Genomic DNA, 17,845 nt, shown 5'->3' on the forward strand with positions numbered 1-17,845 from the left:
CCGGCGGCTCAGCCCGTCGGCTCGTCCATCCCGGAGCGCAACTCGTGTGCGAGGTGCGCGACGACGGCCTTGAGGTCGCCGGCGTTCGCCTCGGCGACCTGCAGCTGCCGCTGCGCGCTCGCGCCGCCGGCGACCATGCGCGCGACCTCGGCGAGCTCCGCGCTGCAGCCGAGGCGCGCCGCGACGGGGGCGAGCCGCTCGACGAGCTCGAGGAGGTCCTCGGCGACCGGCCGTTCCGAGCCCGAGGCATCCGTGATGACCACCGCGTCGAGCCCGTACCTGGCGGCGCGCCACTTGTTCTCCCGGGTGTACCAGGGCTGCAGCACGGTGAGCGGCTCGCCCCGGTCGAGCCGAGTGCTCATCCACTCGACGAGGCACTGCACGAGCGCGCCGATCGCGCCGAGCTCGCGCGCCGTGGACACCCCGTCGCAGACGCGCACCTCGACGGTGCCCCAGCGCGGCGACGGACGGATGTCCCAGCGCACCTCGCTGTGGTCCTCGATCACGCCCGTCCGACGGAGATCGTCGACGTAGCGCTCGTACGCGGCCCAGTCGGCGAGGGGATAGGGCAGGCCCGCGGTCGGCAGCTGCTGGAACATGAGCGCCCGGTTGGAGGCGTAGCCGGTGTCGACCCCCGCCCAGTACGGGCTGGACGCGCTGAGCGCCTGCAGGTGCGGGAGGAACGTGAGCAGTCCGTCGAGGATGGGCAGCGCCTTGTCGCGGTCCTCGATGCCCACGTGCACGTGCACGCCCCAGATCATCATGTTGCGGCCCCACCATCGGGTGCGCTCGATGAGCTTGTGGTACCTCGGCTTGTCGGTCAGCTGCTGGTCGTACCACTGGCTGAACGGGTGGGAGCCGCTGCAGATGAGCTCGTAGTCGCCGAGCTCCTCGACGACGGCGCGCACCTCGGCGAGCTGGCCCTCGAGGTCGGCGACCGCGGCCGGGACGGTCGCGTGCACGCTGCTCACGAGCTCGACGGTGTTGGTGAGCAGCTCCGAGGTGATGAAGGGATGCTGCCCGCCCGGGCTGATCGAGTCGAGCAGCTGGAGCGCCCGGTCGCCGACCGAGGCGAGCTCGCCCGTCGCGCGGTCGACGATGGCGATCTCCCACTCGAGGCCGACGGTGGATCGTGGAGAATCGGCGAACTCGATGGGCATGGTCGGCCTTTCTCGGGACGGGATGCCGTGCCGCCCATCATGACACGGCGCCCGGTCGCCGCACCCGCTCCACGACGCGCGAGGACATCCGGCCCCGACGCGCCGTCGCCCCGGTTCGCGAGCGCCGTCGGGATCTGGCAGAATAGGCGGTTGGACCGCCGCCCGACCCTCTATCAGGCCGTGGTCCGCCCATTTCGAGCTTCCGCCGGGTGTGCACCCCACGCTCCAGGCGATCGGTTCAACTCTCGCAACACCATTCAGGAGAATCGTGGCTGTCAAGATCCGTCTCAAGCGGCTCGGCAAGATCCGTGCCCCGTACTACCGCATCGTCGTCGCCGACTCGCGCACCAAGCGCGACGGTCGCGTGATCGAGGAGATCGGCAAGTACCACCCCACCGAGGAGCCCTCGTTCATCGAGGTCGACTCGGAGCGCGCCCAGTACTGGCTCTCCGTCGGCGCGCAGCCGACCGAGCAGGTCCGGGCCATCCTCAAGCTCACCGGCGACTGGGGTCGCTTCAAGGGCGACAAGGACGCCGTCTCGACCGTCAAGGTCGCCGCGGCGAAGGAGGCCTTCGTGGCCGACGAGAAGAAGAAGCCGGTGCTGAAGCCCAAGTCGGAGAAGCCGGCCAAGGTCGAGGAGGCCGCCGCGGCTGCCGAGACCGAGGCTCCGGCCGACGAGACCGCGACCGACGAGGCGTAACACCTTGCTCCGGTCCGCGCTCGAACATCTCGTCAAGGGCATCGTCGAGCACCCTGACGAGGTGAAGGTCGTCTCCGCGTCGAGCGCACGCGGCGAGGTCCTCGAGGTTCATGTGAACCCCGAGGACCTCGGCCGCGTCATCGGACGCGCCGGCCGAACCGCCAAATCGCTCCGCACCGTGGTGACCGCCCTCGCGGACGGCCGCCGAGTCCGTGTCGACGTCGTCGACACCGACGCCTGACGTGGCGCGCGACAAGCGCCCCCAGCAGTTGCGGGTCGGGCGCCTCACCAAGGCCCACGGGCTGAAGGGCGCCATCAAGCTCGAGCTCTACACGGACGACCCCGAACGGCGGTTCGTCCCCGGAGCCGAGTTCTCCCTCCAGGTGCCTGCCGAGTCCCCGTGGCACGGCAAGCACCTGGTCTTCCGCGAGCTCCGCTGGTACAACCAGCAGCCCGTGGGGTTCTTCGACGGCGTCGACGACCGCACCGCGGCCGAGACGCTGATCAAGGCCATCCTCTGGGTGGACGTCGATGAGGCCGCCGAGGCCGCCGACGCCGAGCCCGACGCCTGGTACGACCACCAGCTGGTCGGCCTCGCGGTGCTCCGCGACGGCGTCCGCATCGGCGAGGTGGCGCACGTCGACCACTTGCCCGCGCAGGACCTCCTCATCGTCAAGACCGGCTCCGGCGAGGTCATGGTGCCGTTCGTCGCCGCGATCGTGCCCGAGGTCGACCTCGAGGCCGGTACCCTCACCGTGACGCCCCCGGCCGGGCTCTTCGAAGAGCTGCCCGACGACGGTGCGTCGGCCGACGGCGATCGGGCCGACGGCGAGCCGGGCGACAGCGACCCGGAGGCCGCGGCCGAGGCATCCGCTCCCGCAGACGACGCGAAGTAGCCAAGGAGGCGGTCCATGCGGATCGACATCGTCACGATCTTCCCGAGCTTCTTCGACGTGCTCGACCTGTCGCTGCTCGGCAAGGCGCGCCAGTCCGGACTCATCGAAGTCGTCGCGCACGATCTGCGCGACCACACGCACGATCGGCACCGCACCGTCGACGACACGCCCTACGGCGGCGGCGCCGGCATGGTGATGAAGCCCGAGCCGTGGGGCGAGGCCCTCGACGCGATCGTCGGCGAGGGGGAGTCCGACGCGCTGCTCGTCGTGCCGTCGCCGGCCGGCGAGCCCTTCACGCAGCAGCTCGCGCGCGAACTTGCCGCGGAATCGCACCTCGTGTTCGCCTGCGGCCGCTACGAGGGCATCGACCAGCGCGTCGTCGACCACTACCGCGGCCGGATGCGGGTGCGCCTCGTCTCCCTGGGTGACTACGTCCTGAACGGCGGGGAGGTCGCCGTGATGGCGATGATCGAGGCGGCCGGGCGGCTCGTCCCCGGCGTCGTCGGCAATCCGGAGTCCCTCGTCGAGGAATCGCACGAGGACGGCCTGCTCGAGTACCCGAGCTACACGAAGCCCCAGGAGTGGCGCGGCCTCGAGGTGCCGCCGGTGCTGCTCTCCGGCAACCACGGCCGCATCGCGGAGTGGCGCCACGAACAGCAGCTCGAACGCACCCGCGCGGTGCGCCCGGACCTGCTGCCGCCCGAGTAGCAGGCCTTAGCCGCGCGTGGTGAGCACGATCGGGTCGCCGTCGGTGATGGCGATCGTGTGCTCCGAGTGCGCGCCGCGCGAGCCGTCGGCGCTGCGCAGCGTCCAGCCGTCGGGATCGGTGAAGATCCGGTTGGTCGTCTCGAGCCACCACGGCTCGATCGCGAGCACGAGGCCGGCCTTCAGCGGCATGCCGCGACCGGGCCGCCCGGAGTTCGGCACGTGCGGGTCGCCGTGCATGGTGCGGCCGACGCCGTGCCCGCCGAAGTCGGTGTTCACGAGGTAGCCGGACGCCTTGGCGACGTCGCCGATGGCGCGGGAGATGTCGCCGATCTTGTTCCCGACGCGTGCGGCGGCGATGCCGGCGGCGAGCGCCTCCTCGGTCGTGGCGATGAGCCGCAGGTCCGCCTCGCGCGGCGTGCCGACGACGACGGAGACGGCGGAGTCCGAGACCCAGCCGTTGACGGAGGCGGCGAAGTCGAGGCTCAGCAGATCGCCGTCGCGCAGCACGTAGTCGTGGGGGAGGCCGTGCAGCACGGCGTCGTTCACCGAGGTGCAGAGCACCTTGCCGAACGGGCTCGCGCCGAACGAGGGGTGGTAGTCGATGTAGCAGCTCTCGGCGCCGGCCTTGCGGATCATCTCGTGCGCGAGGGCGTCGAGCTCCAGCAGGTTCATGCCCGGCTTCGCGGCGGCGGAGGTCGCCTGCAGCACGCTGGCCACGAAACGGCCCGCGGGACGCATCTCCTCGATCTCGGCGGGGGTCCTCAGTTCGATCACGCTCATCCTCTCCGAGACCATTCTGGCGGATGCCGCGGTGCGGCTCGCCACGACCAGTCTGACTGGTCCGCCCTGAGTGAACACCCGGTGCGTTCCCAGCGCGCCGAGGTTAGCCTGTCGGCATGGTCCTCAGGCGCCTCTTCTACCGCTGGCAGTTCGTCGCGGTGGTCGCGCTGCCGCTCTGGCTCGTCATCGGCTGGGCGTTCTTCGGCGCCGGCGGCTGGGGCACCCTGGGGCTCGTCATCACGGTCCCCGCCGCGTTCCTCACCCTGCTCGTCGTCGCGCTCCTCGTGAACGCGCGGCCGACGGTGCGCTCGGAGCGCGCGAGCTCCTGGCTCGACGTCGGCGTCCTCGGCGCCTGGCAGCTCGCGATCATCGGCACCGGCTTCTACGGGGCGACGGCGACCCTGTTCAGCGTGCTCGCCATCCTGGGCGCGGTCGCCGCGTTCTGGGTCGCGCTCTCGCAGCTCGTCGCCGACGGATCGCGGCGCATGCGGGCGAGCATGGCGGAGTTCGAGCGCCAGGCGGCCGCCCAGTCCGGCGGCGCCGTCCCCGGCCGACCGCAGCCGCCCTTCGACGACGGCGACGGCGACGTCATCATCGTGCACGAGGTCCGCGACTGACCGCTCGGGCGGCGTGACGCGGCTCCGGGGATGCACCACCGGGCGTCCGTCCTGGGCCGTGTTGGTGGGTGGCCTCGGGATCTGGCAGAATAGATGATTGTGCCGCTGCTCGGCCCTGCCTCCGGGGAGCCTGCGACGCGCTTTGCGCGAGGCGGCACCGCACTCTTTCCAATTCTGATCCGCGTTCGACCGGTGGCGGGCGCAGAGAGCGAACCATCATGCACATCCTCGACCACGTCGACGCCGCGAGCCTGAAGTCGGACATCCCCGACTTCCGCCCGGGCGACACCGTCAAGGTGCACGTCAACATCGTCGAAGGCACGCGCTCGCGCGTCCAGGTCTTCCAGGGCGTCGTCATCGGCCGCTCGGGCGAGGGCGTCCGCGAGACCTTCACGGTCCGCAAGATCAGCTTCCAGGTCGGCGTCGAGCGCAAGTTCCCGGTGCACTCGCCGATCATCGACAAGATCGAGGTCGTCACCCGCGGTGACGTCCGTCGCGCGAAGCTCTACTACCTCCGCGAGCTCCGTGGCAAGAAGGCCAAGATCAAGGAGAAGCGCGAGAGCTGATCGGCCCGCGTCGAAGCATCCCTCCGAGCTCCCCGCCCCTACACTGGGACGGGGAGCTCGGTGTTTCTCCGAGCGAATGACACGGGGTTCCATGACAGACGAGACGCAGACCAGCGCCAGCGACGAGCGCGAACAGCAGACGCCGAGCAGGAAGCGGGGGCTGCTGCTCTTCCTCCGCGATCTGCTCATCATCTTCGTCGTCGCGGTGCTCGTCTCCTTCCTCATCAAGACGTTCCTGATCCGCTCCTTCTTCATCCCCTCGCAGTCGATGGAGCAGACGCTCGAGGTCGACGACCGCATCATCGTCAACGAGCTCGTGCCCGACGTCGTGCCGCTCGAACGTGGCGACGTCGTCGTGTTCCGCGACCCGGGCGGCTGGCTCCCCATCCGGGAAGATCCCCAGCAGCCCCCGCTCGTCGCCGCCGTCGACTGGTTCCTCGCGTTCGTGGGCCTGTCGGCACCCGACTCCAACGACCACCTCGTGAAGCGCCTCATCGGCCTGCCGGGCGACCACGTCGTGTGCTGCAACGCCCTCGGGCAGATGAGCGTGAACGGCGTGCCGCTCGACGAGCCCTACGTCGCCCTGCCGCCGGGGGAGACCCGGGACTCCCGCGACGACTTCGACGTGACGGTGCCCGAGGGCTCGCTGTGGGTGATGGGCGACAACCGCTACAACTCGCAGGACAGCCGCTACAACGGCGACACCCCGCTCAAGGGCTTCGTCCCCGTCGACAACGTCGTCGGCCGCGCATTCGTCGTGAGCTGGCCGGTGTCGCGGTGGGCGTGGCTCGGCAACTACCCGGAGGTGTTCGCCGGCGTCGACGAGGGCTCGGGCTGATGGCGGCGTCCGCGCCCACGATGCGTCTCGAGCGGGAGCTGCTCGACGGCGGCGCCGGGCTCGTGCTCGCGTGCGACGAGGTCGGCCGCGGGGCGCTCGCGGGGCAGGTCGCCGTGGGTCTCGTCGTCGTCGACGCGGGCATGCGGCGGATGCCCGCCGGGCTCCGCGATTCGAAGCTGCTGCCGGAGCCGAAGCGCGAGCTGCTCGCGCCGCGGGCCGCGGCGTGGGTCCGCGCCTCGGCGGTGGGCGAGGCCAGCGCCGCGGAGATCGACGAGCTCGGCATCATGGCGTGCCTCGGGCTCGCCGGCGCGCGCGCGTTCGCCGCAGTGAGCGAGGCGGTCGAGCTGCCGTTCGGCGCGCCGCTCCTCCTCGACGGCAACTACGACTGGTTGAGCCAGTCGATCGAGCATCGGGCGCGCGTCGTCACCCGGATCAAGGCCGACCGCGACTGCGCCTCCGTCTCGGCGGCCTCGGTCATCGCGAAGGTGCACCGCGACCGCGCGATGCGCCGGGCGCACGTCGACTGGCCGGTGTACGGCTGGGACGAGAACAAGGGCTACTCCTCGCGCGCGCACTTCGAGGCGATCGCGGAGCACGGGCCGAGCGAACTGCACCGGCGCACGTGGCTCCACGATCGTTCGCGCGAGGCGGAACCCGCCACCGCGCTGTTCGAGCTCGGCGTAGGATGATCAGCGATGGATGAAGACGAGTTCGACGACTACGACCGCGAGGTCGAGCTGGCCCTGTACCGCGAGTACCGCGACATCGTGTCGCAGTTCCAGTACGTGGTCGAGACCGAGCGTCGCTTCTACCTCGCCAACGAGGTGGAGCTGGTTCGCCGCGACACCGAGCACGACTTCTACTTCGAGCTCACGATGAAGGACGTCTGGGTCTGGGACGTGTACCGCGCCGACCGCTTCGTGAAGAGCGTCCGCGTGCTCACCTTCAAGGACGTCAACATCGAGGAGCTCGCGGCTCGCGAGTTCGAACTGCCGAAGGAACTCGCGCTCGACGAGTAGTCCGCGCTCCTCCGCAGCCGCTGCTGTGAGCGGCGCACCCTCCACGGAATCGTCCGTGCCGGCCGTCGGCCTCCCCGCGGCCCGCGACGCTTGGTCGCGGAGGTGGTGCGGATGTCCCGCAATGCGGAACTCGGACGGCTCGGCGAAGACCTGGCCGCGGCGCATCTGGAGTCGAACGGATTCCGGCTGATCGATCGCAACTGGCGATGCAGGCACGGCGAGATCGATCTGATCGCCGAGCACGACGGGCACACGGTGTTCATCGAGGTGAAGACCAGGGCGGGCGAGGGCTTCGGGCATCCGTTCGAGGCGATCACCCCGGTGAAGCTCGCCCGGCTGCGCAGGCTCGCGTCCGCCTGGTGCGAGTCGACGGGCGAGGGGCGGAGGCGCGTTCGCATCGACGCGGTGGCCGTGCTCGCACCGCCCGGTGCCCCGGCCGTCATCGAGCGCCTCGAGAACATCGGCTGATGGCGGTCGCTCGCACCAAATCGGTGGCGCTGCTCGGCCTCAGCGGATCGATCGTCGAGGTCGAGGCCGATCTCGGCAGCCAGCTGCCAGCCTTCCTCGTCATCGGACTCCCGGATGCCGCGATCGGCGAGTCGAGGGAGCGGGTCCGCGCCGCCGCCGCGAACTCCGGCTGCCCGCTGCCGCCGCGGCGGCTCACCGTCAACCTCTCGCCCGCGACGCTGCCGAAGCAGGGCTCGGGCTTCGACCTCGCCATCGCGGTCGCCTGTCTGGCGGCGGCGGGGCGCCTCGACCCCGTGTCGGCGAGCGGGCTCGTCCACCTCGGCGAGCTCGGCCTGGACGGCCGGCTCCGGCCGACCGACGGCATCCTGCCCGCGGTGCTCGCCGCCCGCCGCGCGGGGATCGCCCGGGTGATGGTGCCGGCGGCGAACGCCACGGAGGCGGCGCTCGTCGAAGGCATCGAGGTCATCGGCGTCGTCTCGCTCGCCGAGGCGGTGGCCTGGCACGGCGGGGACGTCGAGGTGCCCGCGATCGACGCGGTCGTCCGCACGGAGACGACGGAGGGGACCGAGTTCGTCCCCGGCGACCTCGGCGACGTCGTCGGCAACTCGGAGGCGGTCTCCGCGCTCATCGCCGCGGCCGCGGGCGGGCATCACCTGGGGCTCTACGGGCCGCCGGGAGCGGGGAAGACGATGCTCGCCTCGCGGCTGCCCGGCATCCTGCCCGATCTGGAGGTCGACCACGCGCTCGAGGTCGCATCGCTGCGGTCGCTCTCCGGGCTCGGGGTCGGGTCGCTGTCGGTCCGGCCGCCGTTCGAAGCCCCGCACCACACGGCCACCGCTGCCTCGATCATCGGCGGCGGGGGCCGGCTCATCCGCCCCGGTGCGGCCGCGCGCGCCTCGCACGGAGTGCTCTTCCTCGACGAGGCGCCCGAGTTCCCGGCCTCGGTCCTCGACGTCCTCAGGCAGCCGCTCGAGTCGCGGTCGATCTCGATCCATCGCGCGAGCGCCGTCGCCTCATTTCCCGCGAGCTTCCAGCTCGTGCTGGCGGCGAACCCCTGCCCGTGCGGCCAGTGGACGCCGAAGGGCGAGTCGTGCACCTGCGCCCCGAACGTCAAGCGCCGGTACCTCTCGCGCATCTCGGGGCCGCTCCGCGATCGCATCGATCTGGAGCTGTGGGTGCCGCGGCTCACCGCGGCGGCCACGAGCCTCGTGTCCGCGGACGCCAGGGTGACGAGCGCCGAGGCGCGGAGGCGGGTCGAGGGCGCGCGGCTGCTCGCGGCGGAACGGTACCGCGAGACGCCGTGGCGGGTGAACGCCGAAGTGCCCGGGCCGTGGCTGCGCGGTACGGGCGGCATGCACCCCGGGCATCGGGCGACGGCGGCGATCGACCGGGCCCTCGAACGCGGCGGGTTGACGATGCGCGGCTACGACAAGGTGCTGAAGCTCGCCTGGACCTTCGCGGACCTCGACGGGGCAGGCGCTCCCGACAGCGGGCACGTCGGGCAGGCGAACGCGCTGCGGAAGTCGCCGCTGTGGCCGGCGTGAACCGCGGCTTCCGGGCCGCGCAGCGCGACTCGGAGGCCGTCGTCGCCAGGCTCCGCGCCACTCCCGGCGCGCAGGGCCGGGCGAGCGATGAGGATGCGGCCGCCCGCGCAGCGCTCTCGCTCCTCGCCGAGCCGGGCGACGGCACCCTCGGCACGCTCGTCGCCGCGCTCGGCGCCGAGGAGACCGCGTCGTTCATCGCGAGCGACGGCACCGCCGACCGTCTCGTGGCCCGGCTCGGCGGCGACGTCGGGCTCACCGCCCGGGCCGTCGTCGACGGGATCTCCCGCTGGCGTCCCCGGCTCGACGCGGGCGCCCTCGTGCGGTCGCTCGCCCAAGCGCAGCGGATCGGCGCCGGCGTGCTCGTCCCGGGCGATCCGGGCTGGCCGCGGCGCCTCGACGATCTCGGGGTGCACGCGCCGCTCGCAGTGTGGGTCCGCGGCGATCCGGCGCTCGTCGCCGCCCCCGCCGCCATCGCCGTCGTCGGTGCCCGCGCCGCGACGGGATACGGCGAACAGCTCACCCTCGAGTCCGTCGCCGGCCTCGTCGATCGCGGGTGCACGATCGTGTCGGGCGGCGCCTACGGCATCGACGGCGCCGCGCACCGGGCCGCGCTGCACCGGGGCGGGGCGACCGTCGCCGTGCTCGCGGGCGGCGCCGACCGGTTCTATCCCCAGGGCCACGCCGCGCTGCTCGACGAGATCGCGGTGCGCGGCGCCGTCATCTCCGAGCTGCCCTGCGGGGCAGCACCGACGAAGTGGCGGTTCCTCGCCCGCAATCGGGTGATCGCGGCGCTGAGCGGGGCGGTCGTGGTGGTCGAGGCCGGCTGGCGTTCCGGTGCGCTCAACACGGCCCACCACGCGGCGACGCTCGGCCGGCCGGTCGGGGTCGTGCCCGGGCCCGTCACGAGTCCCGCGTCGGCGGGCTGTCATCGACTGCTGCGCGAACAGGAGGCCGTCTGCGTGACCGATGCCGCCGAGATGGCCGAGCTGCTCGGCCCCACCGGGGGTGCGGTCGTGCTCGAATCGCCGACCGCCGAGCCGGAGAGCACCGAACGGCGGCCGGACCGGTCGCACGACGAGTTCGGCGAGCTCGAACTGCGAATGCTCGACGCGATGAGCGCGCGCGTTCCGAGACCGGCGGCGGAGCTCGCCGCCCGCGCCGGCATCGAGCCGCCGCGCGCGCTCGGAGCGCTCGGCACGCTCGACGCGCTCGGGCGGGTGAGACGCACGACCGAGGGCTGGCTCCTGCGCGGGCGCGGGTAGCGGCGGGCCGGTCGCCGGGCGCGCCGCCGGTGCGCACGGCGGCGTCCGAGGTCGGCCGTAGGCTGTGCCCCGGGAGGACGGATGCAACTCGGCAGATACCCGGCACCGCACACGACGATCGCGCACCTGAGCGACACCCACCTGCTCGCCGGCGGTGCGCCCCTCGGCGGAGCGGCCGACACCGTCGCGGCCCTCGACCGCGCGGTCGCCCAGCTCGACCGGCTCGGCACCGGGATCGATGCGATCGTCGTCACCGGTGACATCGCCGACCTCGGCGAGCCCGACGCCTACCGGCGGGCGCGCGCCGCGCTCGAGCCGCTCGCGGAGCGCGCCGGCGCCGAGCTCGTCTGGGTGATGGGCAACCACGACGAGCGCGCACCGTTCGCCGCCGAGCTCCTCGGCCTGCAGGAATCCGACGGCCCGTTGCATCGGGTCGTCGACCTCGCCGGCGTGCGGATCGTCTCCTTCGACGTCTCCGTGCCCGGCTGGCACCATGGGGAGGTCGACGAGGAGCGGGCGGACTGGCTCGCCGAGCTGCTGGCGAGCCCGGCACCGCGCGGCACGGTGCTCGCGCTCCATCACGCGCCGATCCCCACTCCGCTCGCGCTCATGGACGTGCTCGAGCTGCAAGGTCAGGAGCGGCTCGCGGAGGTGCTCCGGGGGAGCGACGTGCGGCTCATCCTCGGCGGGCACCTGCACTATCCGAGCGCGGGCGGCTTCGCCGGCATCCCGGTGTCGATCGCGGGCGCGACGGCGTACACCCTCGACGTGAGCGCACCGCCCGCTGAGCTGCAGGGTGTCGATGGAGGCCGCTCGTTCTCGCTCGTGCAGCTCTTCGACGACGGGCATCTCGTCTCGGTCGCTCCGCTCGCTCCGCTCGAGGTCATCTCCCGCTTCAGCGCCGACTTCGTCGATGAGCTCGCGCGGCTCGAACCCGCCGCGCGGCTCGACCGCTTCTCCCGGAAACCCGGGGCCTGATCGTGTCCTCCTGGCTCGGAGCCTCCGTCGAGGGCTATCTCGCGCATCTCCGCGACGAACGGCGGTACTCGGCGCACACCGTCGCGGCGTACGCCGCCGACCTCGGCGACCTCGAACGATTCGCGGAGGCCGCCTCCGACGCCGAGGAGCTCGATCTCGCGCTCCTGCGCGACTGGCTCTGGGACGCCGATCAGCGGGGGCTCGCCCGGGCGACGCTCGCCAGACGGGCCGCGAGCGCGCGGGGGTTCGCCGCCTGGCTCGCCACCAGCGGCCGATCGACGAGCGACGCCGGGGCCCGTCTCCGAGCGCCGAAGGCGCAGCGCACCCTGCCGCGCGTGCTCACCAGGGATTCCGCCGACGGTCTCTTGGCAGGGCTCGAAGCGGCCGCCGCCTCGGGGGAGGCGGTCGCCCTCCGCGACCACGCGATCGTCGAGCTGCTCTACGCCGCGGCGCTCCGCGTCTCCGAGCTCGTGGGGATCGACGTCGACGACCTCGACCGTTCGAGCCGGACCGTCCGCGTGCTCGGCAAGGGGGCGAAAGAGCGCGTGGTGCCGTACGGAGCGCCGGCGGCCCGCGCACTCGATCGGTATCTGGAGCTCGGGCGTCCCGTGCTCCTCGCGCGCGCCGGCGCTCGCGTCGAGGGCGGTGGCGACGGGCGCGCGCCCCGAGCCGCGGACGCGACCGGCGCAGCGCGGCGGACGATCGGGTCCGGCGACCACGCCGTGTTCCTCGGCGCTCGCGGTGCGCGGATCAACGTCCGCACCGTGCACCGCCTGGTCTCCGGGCTCCTGGAGGACGTGCCGGGCGGCGGCCCCGCCGGCCCGCACGCCCTTCGGCACACGGCCGCGACGCACCTCCTCGACGGCGGGGCCGAGCTCCGCGCCGTCCAGGAGTTCCTCGGTCACGCGAGCCTCGGCACGACGCAGATCTACACGCACGTCTCCGCCGAACGACTGAAGCAGAGCTACCGCACGGCGCATCCGCGCGCCTGAGCCCGCATCCCCGCGGCTCGTCCTCATCCGACGGGCAGCAGCACCGAACGGGGCGGCGCCTCGAGCAGCAGCAGCGGAGAGACGTACTCGCCGTGCAGGCGAACGCCGAAGTGCACGCACCCGCCATCGCAGTGCCCGCCCGACGCGGCCGTGCCGAGCGCCTCGCCCGCCGCCACCGCGGAACCGGCCGCGACGGTCGCCGAGACCGGCTCGACGGCGCTCACGTACCCGTCGCCGTGATCGACGGCGACCACGGGGCGTCCGGCCACCATGCCCGCGAAGCTCACCGTGCCGTCGGCCGGTGCGCGGACCGCGTCGTGCTCGCGAGCGGCCAGGTCGATGCCCCGGTGCCCGGGCGCGTAGGGCGTCGGCGGTGCGCGGAACGGCGCCACGATCGTCGCCGGAGGATCGACGGGCCAACGCCAGCCCGCGGTCGGCGTCTCGGCCACTGTGTCAGCCGTCCCCGGGTCGGCCGCGACGGCTGCCACCGGTCCGACGACAACGGCGGCCGCCGCCGCCGGTCCTGCGGCACTGGCGGCCGCGGCCGAGGGACGGGCCGCCGCGGCCGTTCCCGGCGCGGCCCGGCTCGGCGGGGAGGGCAGCAGCAGGACGAGCACCGTCGGCAGCAGCAGGAGGAATCGGGCGATCACGCGGGGTCGGGCCATCCCGCCAGCATCCCGTCGCGCGGCGGGGCGCCCGCCTCTCGGGCCGTCGGCTGTGGACCGGTGCGGGCTCGAACCGGGTGTGGGGGACTGGGCCGCCGACCCGCCCCAGCCGGCGCGCGACCATGGGACGGCGGTGGAGCTGGTAGTCTGGGATCGCACCTCGCATGTCGAGGTGACTCCGCGTGCCCATTCGGCCGCCGATCCCACTCAGTCCGAACCGACGCGAGTCGCTGCGCAGGCAGCGAAGCGCCCGGTCAGGCCGGGATCGCGCCGGGCACCAGGGCTTCCGGCCGCCGGCCGGCAGCGTCAACTGAGAACAGAAGGAGAACGGCTCATGGCCGTCGTCACCATTCGCCAGCTGCTCGACAGCGGCGTGCACTTCGGGCACCAGACCCGCCGCTGGAACCCGAAGATGAAGCGCTTCATCTTCACCGAGCGCTCGGGCATCTACATCATCGACCTGCAGCAGTCGCTCGCCTACATCGACAAGGCGTACGACTTCGTCCGCGAGACGGTCGCCCACGGCGGCACCGTCCTCTTCGTCGGCACGAAGAAGCAGGCCCAGGAGTCCATCGCCGAGCAGGCGACCCGCGTCGGCCAGCCCTACGTGAACCAGCGCTGGCTCGGCGGCCTCCTCACCAACTTCACCACGGTGTCGAAGCGCCTCGCCCGCATGAAGGAGCTCGAGGAGCTCGACTTCGAGGGCACCACCTCCGGCTTCACCAAGAAGGAGCTGCTGCTCAAGAAGCGCGAGCTCGACAAGCTGCACAAGTCGCTCGGCGGCATCCGCAACCTGTCGAAGACGCCGTCGGCGCTCTGGGTCGTGGACACCAAGAAGGAGCACCTCGCGATCGACGAGGCGAAGAAGCTCGGCATCCCCGTCATCGGCATCCTCGACACGAACTGCGACCCCGACGAGGTCCAGTACCCGATCCCGGGCAACGACGACGCGATCCGTTCGGTGAGCCTCCTCACCCGCATCATCGCCGACGCCGCCGCCGAGGGCCTCATCGAGCGCCACCAGAAGCCGGAGGAGAGCGGCAACGTCTCCGCCGTCGAGCCGCTCGCCGAGTGGGAGCAGGAGCTCCTCCAGCAGGGCGCCGCGACCGAGAAGGCCGTCGAGACCGAGGCCGAGGCCAAGGCCGAGGCTGCCGAGGTCGTCGACGAGGCCGCGACCGAGATCGCCGCGACCGAGTCCGAGGCGGACGCCGAGGGCGCCGCTGCGGCCGCCACCCCCGCCGAATAAGTCCCCGAAGGAGACAGCCAGACATGGCAATCAGCATCGCTGACATCAAGGCCCTGCGCGAGCAGCTCGGCACGGGCATGGTCGACACCAAGAAGGCGCTCGAGGAGGCCGGTGGCGACCTCGAGAAGGCCACCGAGATCCTGCGCCTGAAGGGCGCCAAGGGCAACGCGAAGCGCGCCGACCGCTCCACGAGCGAGGGCCTCGTCGCCGCCAAGGAGTCGGCGGCCGGCTACACGATGATCCAGCTCGCCTGCGAGACGGACTTCGTCGCGAAGAACGACAAGTTCATCGCCCTCGCCGACACGGTGCTCGACGCGGTCGCCGCGGCCGGCGCCACCGACGTGCAGTCCGCGCTCGCGGCCCCGGCGAACGGCAAGACCGTCGCCGAGGTCATCGACGAGCAGGCCGCCACGCTCGGCGAGAAGGTCGAGCTCGCGAAGGCCGTCACCCTGAGCGGTGACGCGTTCGCGGTCTACCTGCACAAGACCTCGAAGGACCTGCCCCCGCAGATCGGTGTCGTCGTCGCCTACACGGGTGACGACGCCGAGACCGCGCGGGCGATCGCGCAGCACATCGCGATGTTCGACCCGACGTACCTCACCCGCGACGAGGTGCCGGCCGACATCGTCGAGAAGGAGCGCGAGCTCGTCACCGAGATCAGCCGCAACGAGGGCAAGCCCGAGGCCGCCCTGCCGAAGATCGTCGAGGGTCGCCTCACCGCGTTCTTCAAGCAGGTCGCCCTGCTCGAGCAGGACTACGCTCGCGACAACAAGCAGCAGGTCAAGAAGGTGCTCGACGACGCCGGCCTCACGGTGACCGGCTTCGCCCGGTTCAAGGCCACGGCGTAACGCCGATGAGGAGGAGTCCGGATCGCTCGTCGATCCGGACTCCTTTTCTGTGCGCGCCCGAGCCGCGCGCCTGCGCGAGCTGATCGCGCACCCCGCCTGCCCCGCCCTCCTCGTCGAGCGGGATTCCCAGGCGGCACACTGCTCCGACACGACGCGGACGCACTAGTTTGAACTCAGACGAGCGGGAAGGAACCGACATCCATGACCGAAACGCCCAAGCGACGCAGGGTCCTGCTCAAGCTCTCCGGCGAGTCCTTCGGCGGCGGCGCCCTCGGGGTGAACCCCGACGTCGTCAGCCAGATCGCCCGTGAGATCGCGGATGCCGCGCGCACCGTCGAGATCGCGATCGTGGTCGGGGGCGGCAACTTCTTCCGCGGCGCCGAGCTCAGCCAGCGCGGCATGGACCGCGGTCGTGCCGACTACATGGGCATGCTCGGCACCGTCATGAACTCGCTCGCGCTCCAGGACTTCCTCGAGCAGGCCGGCGCGGAGACGCGGGTGCAGTCCGCGATCGAGATGACGCAGGTCGCCGAGCCGTACATCCCCCGCCGGGCGGAGCGTCACCTCGAGAAGGGCCGCGTCGTCATCTTCGGCGCGGGTGCCGGACTCCCGTACTTCTCCACCGACACGGTCGCCGCCCAGCGCGCGCTCGAGATCGGCGCCGATGTGGTGCTCGTCGCGAAGAACGGCGTCGACGGCGTGTACTCGGACGACCCGCGCACGAACCCCGACGCCCACAAGATCGACCGCATCAGCTACCAGGAGGCGCTGCAGCGGGGGCTCAAGGTCGTCGACTCGACCGCGTTCAGCCTGTGCATGGACAACGGCATGCCGATGCAGGTCTTCGGCATGGAGCCGGCCGGCAACGTCACCGCCGCCATCCTCGGCGCCGACCTCGGCACCGTCGTGGCGAACGGTGTGGAACCCGTCAGTCGATAGACTGACCAGAGGCTTAGAACCGTAAGGAGTTCGACGTGATCGCGGATGTACTTTCCGACGCCGGCGTGCGTATGCAGAAGGCTGTCGAGGCGGCGAAGGATGATTTCGCCACGGTGCGCACTGGACGTGCGAACCCGCAGCTGTTCCAGAAGATCATGGTGAGCTACTACGGCACCCCGACCCCGCTGGAGCAGCTCGCCTCGCTCGCGAACCCGGAGGCGCGCACGCTCGTCGTGACGCCCTACGACAAGAGCGCGCTGAAGGACATCGAGCAGGCCATCCGCGACACGCCGAACCTCGGGGCGAACCCGAACAACGACGGCAACATCATCCGGGTGACGCTCCCCGAGCTCACGGAGGAGCGCCGCAAGGAGTTCGTGAAGATCGTCCGCTCGAAGGCGGAGGACGCGCGCGTCTCGGTCCGCAACGTCCGCCGCAAGGCGAAGGACGACCTCGATGCGCTGAAGGGCGAGGTCGGCGACGACGAGGTGGCGCGCGGAGAGAAGGAGCTCGAGCAGGTGACCAAGGCGCACGTCGACCAGATCGACGAGGCGCTGAAGCGCAAGGAAGCCGAACTCCTCGAGGTCTGAGGGCGACGGATGTCGGGCGTTCCCGAAGAGGAGCGCGACGGGGGAACGGAGCACGAGCCCGCGTCGCGCGGTGAGTTCCGTGCCCAGGTGCAGGCGCGGAAGGCCGATCTCGAACGGCAGTTCGAGGCGCGGAAGGCCGACCTCGAGCGACAGCTCGAGGCGGGCCGCGCCCAGTTCGATCAGGCGCAGGAGCGGATCCAGGCACGAACCGGCCGCAACCTGATCCTCGCGGTGCTGATCGGCGTCGTCTTCGGCGGCGCACTCCTGCTCAGCCTGCTCTTCCTGAAAGAGCTGTTCATGCTCTTCGCGGTGCTCGTGGCCGGGTTCGCGAGCTACGAGCTCGCCCAGGCGCTGCGCAAGGGCTCGTACCTGGTGCCGCGCATCCCGACCGTGATCGCCGCGGTGGTCACCATCCCGATCGCCTACTACGGCGGTCCCGGGGGCCAGCTCATCGCGGTGCTCGGCGGCATCCTGCTGGTGTCGATCTGGCGTCTCGTCGAGCAGGCGGTGCCCGGTGCGGTCGCCGGATCCCGCGGGCTGCTCCGGGATCTGGCCGCCGGCGCGTTCGTGCAGGGGTATGTCACCTTCCTCGCCTCCTTCGCCGTGGTGCTCACGGCGGCCGACGGCGGGCAGTGGTGGACGCTCGCGTTCATCATCATCGCGGTCGGCGCGGATACCGGCGCGTACGCGTCCGGACTCCTGTTCGGCAAGCACCCGATGGCTCCCGTCATCAGCCCGAAGAAGACCTGGGAGGGCTTCGCCGGGGGAGCGGTGGCGAGCCTCGTGGCCGGTGTGCTCCTGTCGATCTTCATGCTCGGCAACAGCTGGTGGTTCGGGCTCATCTTCGGGGCGGCGGTGCTGCTCACGGCGACGCTCGGCGACCTCGCGGAGTCGCTCATCAAGCGCGATCTCGGCATCAAGGACATGAGTTCCTGGCTGCCGGGGCACGGCGGATTCCTCGATCGGCTCGACTCGATCCTGCCGTCCGCGGCAGTTGCCTTCGTGGCCTTCCAGATCTTCGGATGAGCG

Annotated in this window: 22 protein-coding genes; 19 read left to right on the forward strand and 3 right to left on the reverse strand. The window is 71.8% G+C overall.

The window, feature by feature from the left end:
• Window positions 1-8: 8 nt before the first annotated feature.
• On the reverse strand, window positions 9-1,160 hold the full coding sequence (locus ROT00_RS01635) for a glutamate--cysteine ligase (RefSeq protein ID WP_404771841.1): 1,152 nt from the start codon (window positions 1,158-1,160) through the stop codon (window positions 9-11).
• 268 nt (window positions 1,161-1,428) lie between these two features.
• Between ROT00_RS01635 and rpsP the strand changes: the two genes are divergently transcribed.
• Genes rpsP through trmD form a run of 4 tightly spaced genes read left to right on the forward strand, consistent with a single transcriptional unit; the run spans window position 1,429 to window position 3,464 of the window.
• Window positions 1,429-1,860, forward strand: coding sequence for a 30S ribosomal protein S16 (gene rpsP, locus ROT00_RS01640; protein WP_404771843.1), 432 nt, complete (start codon window positions 1,429-1,431; stop codon window positions 1,858-1,860).
• Between the two features lie 4 nt (window positions 1,861-1,864).
• Window positions 1,865-2,101 (forward strand): RNA-binding protein, encoded by a 237-nt coding sequence (locus ROT00_RS01645; RefSeq protein WP_285463526.1) that lies wholly within the window; start codon window positions 1,865-1,867, stop codon window positions 2,099-2,101.
• A 1-nt stretch (window position 2,102) separates the two neighbouring features.
• Entirely contained in the window at window positions 2,103-2,756 is a 654-nt protein-coding gene (rimM, locus tag ROT00_RS01650; protein WP_404771844.1) for a ribosome maturation factor RimM, read from the forward strand.
• A 15-nt stretch (window positions 2,757-2,771) separates the two neighbouring features.
• Window positions 2,772-3,464, forward strand: a complete 693-nt coding sequence (gene trmD, locus ROT00_RS01655) for a tRNA (guanosine(37)-N1)-methyltransferase TrmD (RefSeq protein WP_404771846.1) — start codon at window positions 2,772-2,774, stop codon at window positions 3,462-3,464.
• A 6-nt stretch (window positions 3,465-3,470) separates the two neighbouring features.
• Here the strand turns inward: trmD and map are convergent, their stop codons facing one another.
• Window positions 3,471-4,238 carry a type I methionyl aminopeptidase gene (map, locus tag ROT00_RS01660; RefSeq protein ID WP_404771848.1) on the reverse strand — a complete coding sequence of 256 codons (768 nt, stop codon included), beginning with the start codon at window positions 4,236-4,238 and terminating at the stop codon, window positions 3,471-3,473.
• A gap of 122 nt (window positions 4,239-4,360) precedes the next feature.
• On the opposite strand from map, the gene ROT00_RS01665 reads away from it, so the two are divergent.
• The 10 genes from ROT00_RS01665 to ROT00_RS01710 all read left to right on the forward strand — a co-directional run bounded on the left by ROT00_RS01665 (window position 4,361) and on the right by ROT00_RS01710 (window position 12,528).
• The gene (locus ROT00_RS01665; RefSeq protein ID WP_404771849.1) at window positions 4,361-4,861 is read left to right on the forward strand and encodes a hypothetical protein; all 501 of its coding nucleotides are present in this window, start codon (window positions 4,361-4,363) and stop codon (window positions 4,859-4,861) included.
• Window positions 4,862-5,079: 218 nt separating this feature from the next.
• Entirely contained in the window at window positions 5,080-5,427 is a 348-nt protein-coding gene (gene rplS, locus ROT00_RS01670; protein ID WP_189084790.1) for a 50S ribosomal protein L19, read from the forward strand.
• 91 nt (window positions 5,428-5,518) lie between these two features.
• On the forward strand, window positions 5,519-6,265 hold the full coding sequence (gene lepB / locus ROT00_RS01675) for a signal peptidase I (protein WP_404771851.1): 747 nt from the start codon (window positions 5,519-5,521) through the stop codon (window positions 6,263-6,265).
• On the forward strand, window positions 6,265-6,954 hold the full coding sequence (locus ROT00_RS01680; protein ID WP_404771853.1) for a ribonuclease HII: 690 nt from the start codon (window positions 6,265-6,267) through the stop codon (window positions 6,952-6,954). The genes lepB and ROT00_RS01680 overlap by 1 nt, the downstream gene beginning before the upstream one ends.
• A gap of 6 nt (window positions 6,955-6,960) precedes the next feature.
• A complete protein-coding gene (locus ROT00_RS01685) occupies window positions 6,961-7,284 on the forward strand; it encodes a DUF2469 family protein (protein WP_243568131.1) in 324 nt (107 codons plus the stop codon).
• A 111-nt stretch (window positions 7,285-7,395) separates the two neighbouring features.
• On the forward strand, window positions 7,396-7,752 hold the full coding sequence (locus ROT00_RS01690) for a YraN family protein (RefSeq protein ID WP_404771854.1): 357 nt from the start codon (window positions 7,396-7,398) through the stop codon (window positions 7,750-7,752).
• Window positions 7,752-9,296: a YifB family Mg chelatase-like AAA ATPase gene (locus tag ROT00_RS01695; protein ID WP_404771855.1), complete on the forward strand. Its 1,545-nt coding sequence runs from the start codon at window positions 7,752-7,754 to the stop codon at window positions 9,294-9,296. The genes ROT00_RS01690 and ROT00_RS01695 overlap by 1 nt, the downstream gene beginning before the upstream one ends.
• The gene (gene dprA, locus ROT00_RS01700; RefSeq protein ID WP_404771857.1) at window positions 9,284-10,558 is read left to right on the forward strand and encodes a DNA-processing protein DprA; all 1,275 of its coding nucleotides are present in this window, start codon (window positions 9,284-9,286) and stop codon (window positions 10,556-10,558) included. The genes ROT00_RS01695 and dprA overlap by 13 nt, the downstream gene beginning before the upstream one ends.
• An 81-nt stretch (window positions 10,559-10,639) precedes the next feature.
• A complete protein-coding gene (locus tag ROT00_RS01705; RefSeq protein ID WP_404771859.1) occupies window positions 10,640-11,536 on the forward strand; it encodes a metallophosphoesterase in 897 nt (298 codons plus the stop codon).
• 2 nt (window positions 11,537-11,538) lie between these two features.
• Window positions 11,539-12,528, forward strand: coding sequence for a tyrosine-type recombinase/integrase (locus ROT00_RS01710; protein ID WP_404771861.1), 990 nt, complete (start codon window positions 11,539-11,541; stop codon window positions 12,526-12,528).
• Between the two features lie 23 nt (window positions 12,529-12,551).
• Here ROT00_RS01710 and ROT00_RS01715 read toward each other — a convergent pair whose 3' ends face one another.
• Window positions 12,552-13,193: a murein hydrolase activator EnvC family protein gene (locus ROT00_RS01715; RefSeq protein WP_404771862.1), complete on the reverse strand. Its 642-nt coding sequence runs from the start codon at window positions 13,191-13,193 to the stop codon at window positions 12,552-12,554.
• 334 nt (window positions 13,194-13,527) lie between these two features.
• Here ROT00_RS01715 and rpsB point away from each other — a divergent pair, with 334 nt between their 5' ends.
• The 5 genes from rpsB (at window position 13,528) to ROT00_RS01740 (ending at window position 17,842) form a co-directional block, all read left to right on the forward strand.
• Window positions 13,528-14,439, forward strand: a complete 912-nt coding sequence (gene rpsB / locus ROT00_RS01720) for a 30S ribosomal protein S2 (protein ID WP_404771863.1) — start codon at window positions 13,528-13,530, stop codon at window positions 14,437-14,439.
• Between the two features lie 23 nt (window positions 14,440-14,462).
• Entirely contained in the window at window positions 14,463-15,287 is an 825-nt protein-coding gene (gene tsf / locus ROT00_RS01725) for a translation elongation factor Ts (RefSeq protein WP_404771865.1), read from the forward strand.
• 201 nt (window positions 15,288-15,488) lie between these two features.
• Window positions 15,489-16,226: a UMP kinase gene (gene pyrH, locus ROT00_RS01730; protein ID WP_404771867.1), complete on the forward strand. Its 738-nt coding sequence runs from the start codon at window positions 15,489-15,491 to the stop codon at window positions 16,224-16,226.
• 35 nt (window positions 16,227-16,261) lie between these two features.
• Window positions 16,262-16,816 carry a ribosome recycling factor gene (gene frr / locus ROT00_RS01735; protein ID WP_404771869.1) on the forward strand — a complete coding sequence of 185 codons (555 nt, stop codon included), beginning with the start codon at window positions 16,262-16,264 and terminating at the stop codon, window positions 16,814-16,816.
• A 9-nt stretch (window positions 16,817-16,825) separates the two neighbouring features.
• Complete coding sequence (locus ROT00_RS01740) at window positions 16,826-17,842, forward strand: phosphatidate cytidylyltransferase (RefSeq protein WP_404771870.1); 1,017 nt, start codon at window positions 16,826-16,828, stop codon at window positions 17,840-17,842.
• Window positions 17,843-17,845: the final 3 nt, after the last annotated feature.

The organism is Agromyces mediolanus, assembly GCF_044917495.1.
GTDB classification, from domain to species: Bacteria; Actinomycetota; Actinomycetes; order Actinomycetales; family Microbacteriaceae; genus Agromyces; species Agromyces mediolanus_B.

Coding starts and splice junctions, on each gene's coding strand:
- ROT00_RS01715 (WP_404771862.1), bottom strand. CDS start 13,193: ATGGCCCGACCCCGCGTGATCGCCCGATTCCTCCTGCTGCTGCCGACG.
- ROT00_RS01740 (WP_404771870.1), top strand. CDS start 16,826: ATGTCGGGCGTTCCCGAAGAGGAGCGCGACGGGGGAACGGAGCACGAG.
- ROT00_RS01695 (WP_404771855.1), top strand. CDS start 7,752: ATGGCGGTCGCTCGCACCAAATCGGTGGCGCTGCTCGGCCTCAGCGGA.
- lepB (WP_404771851.1), top strand. CDS start 5,519: ATGACAGACGAGACGCAGACCAGCGCCAGCGACGAGCGCGAACAGCAG.
- pyrH (WP_404771867.1), top strand. CDS start 15,489: ATGACCGAAACGCCCAAGCGACGCAGGGTCCTGCTCAAGCTCTCCGGC.
- ROT00_RS01690 (WP_404771854.1), top strand. CDS start 7,396: ATGTCCCGCAATGCGGAACTCGGACGGCTCGGCGAAGACCTGGCCGCG.
- trmD (WP_404771846.1), top strand. CDS start 2,772: ATGCGGATCGACATCGTCACGATCTTCCCGAGCTTCTTCGACGTGCTC.
- tsf (WP_404771865.1), top strand. CDS start 14,463: ATGGCAATCAGCATCGCTGACATCAAGGCCCTGCGCGAGCAGCTCGGC.
- rplS (WP_189084790.1), top strand. CDS start 5,080: ATGCACATCCTCGACCACGTCGACGCCGCGAGCCTGAAGTCGGACATC.
- rpsB (WP_404771863.1), top strand. CDS start 13,528: ATGGCCGTCGTCACCATTCGCCAGCTGCTCGACAGCGGCGTGCACTTC.
- ROT00_RS01665 (WP_404771849.1), top strand. CDS start 4,361: ATGGTCCTCAGGCGCCTCTTCTACCGCTGGCAGTTCGTCGCGGTGGTC.
- ROT00_RS01680 (WP_404771853.1), top strand. CDS start 6,265: ATGGCGGCGTCCGCGCCCACGATGCGTCTCGAGCGGGAGCTGCTCGAC.
- ROT00_RS01705 (WP_404771859.1), top strand. CDS start 10,640: ATGCAACTCGGCAGATACCCGGCACCGCACACGACGATCGCGCACCTG.
- ROT00_RS01685 (WP_243568131.1), top strand. CDS start 6,961: ATGGATGAAGACGAGTTCGACGACTACGACCGCGAGGTCGAGCTGGCC.
- ROT00_RS01635 (WP_404771841.1), bottom strand. CDS start 1,160: ATGCCCATCGAGTTCGCCGATTCTCCACGATCCACCGTCGGCCTCGAG.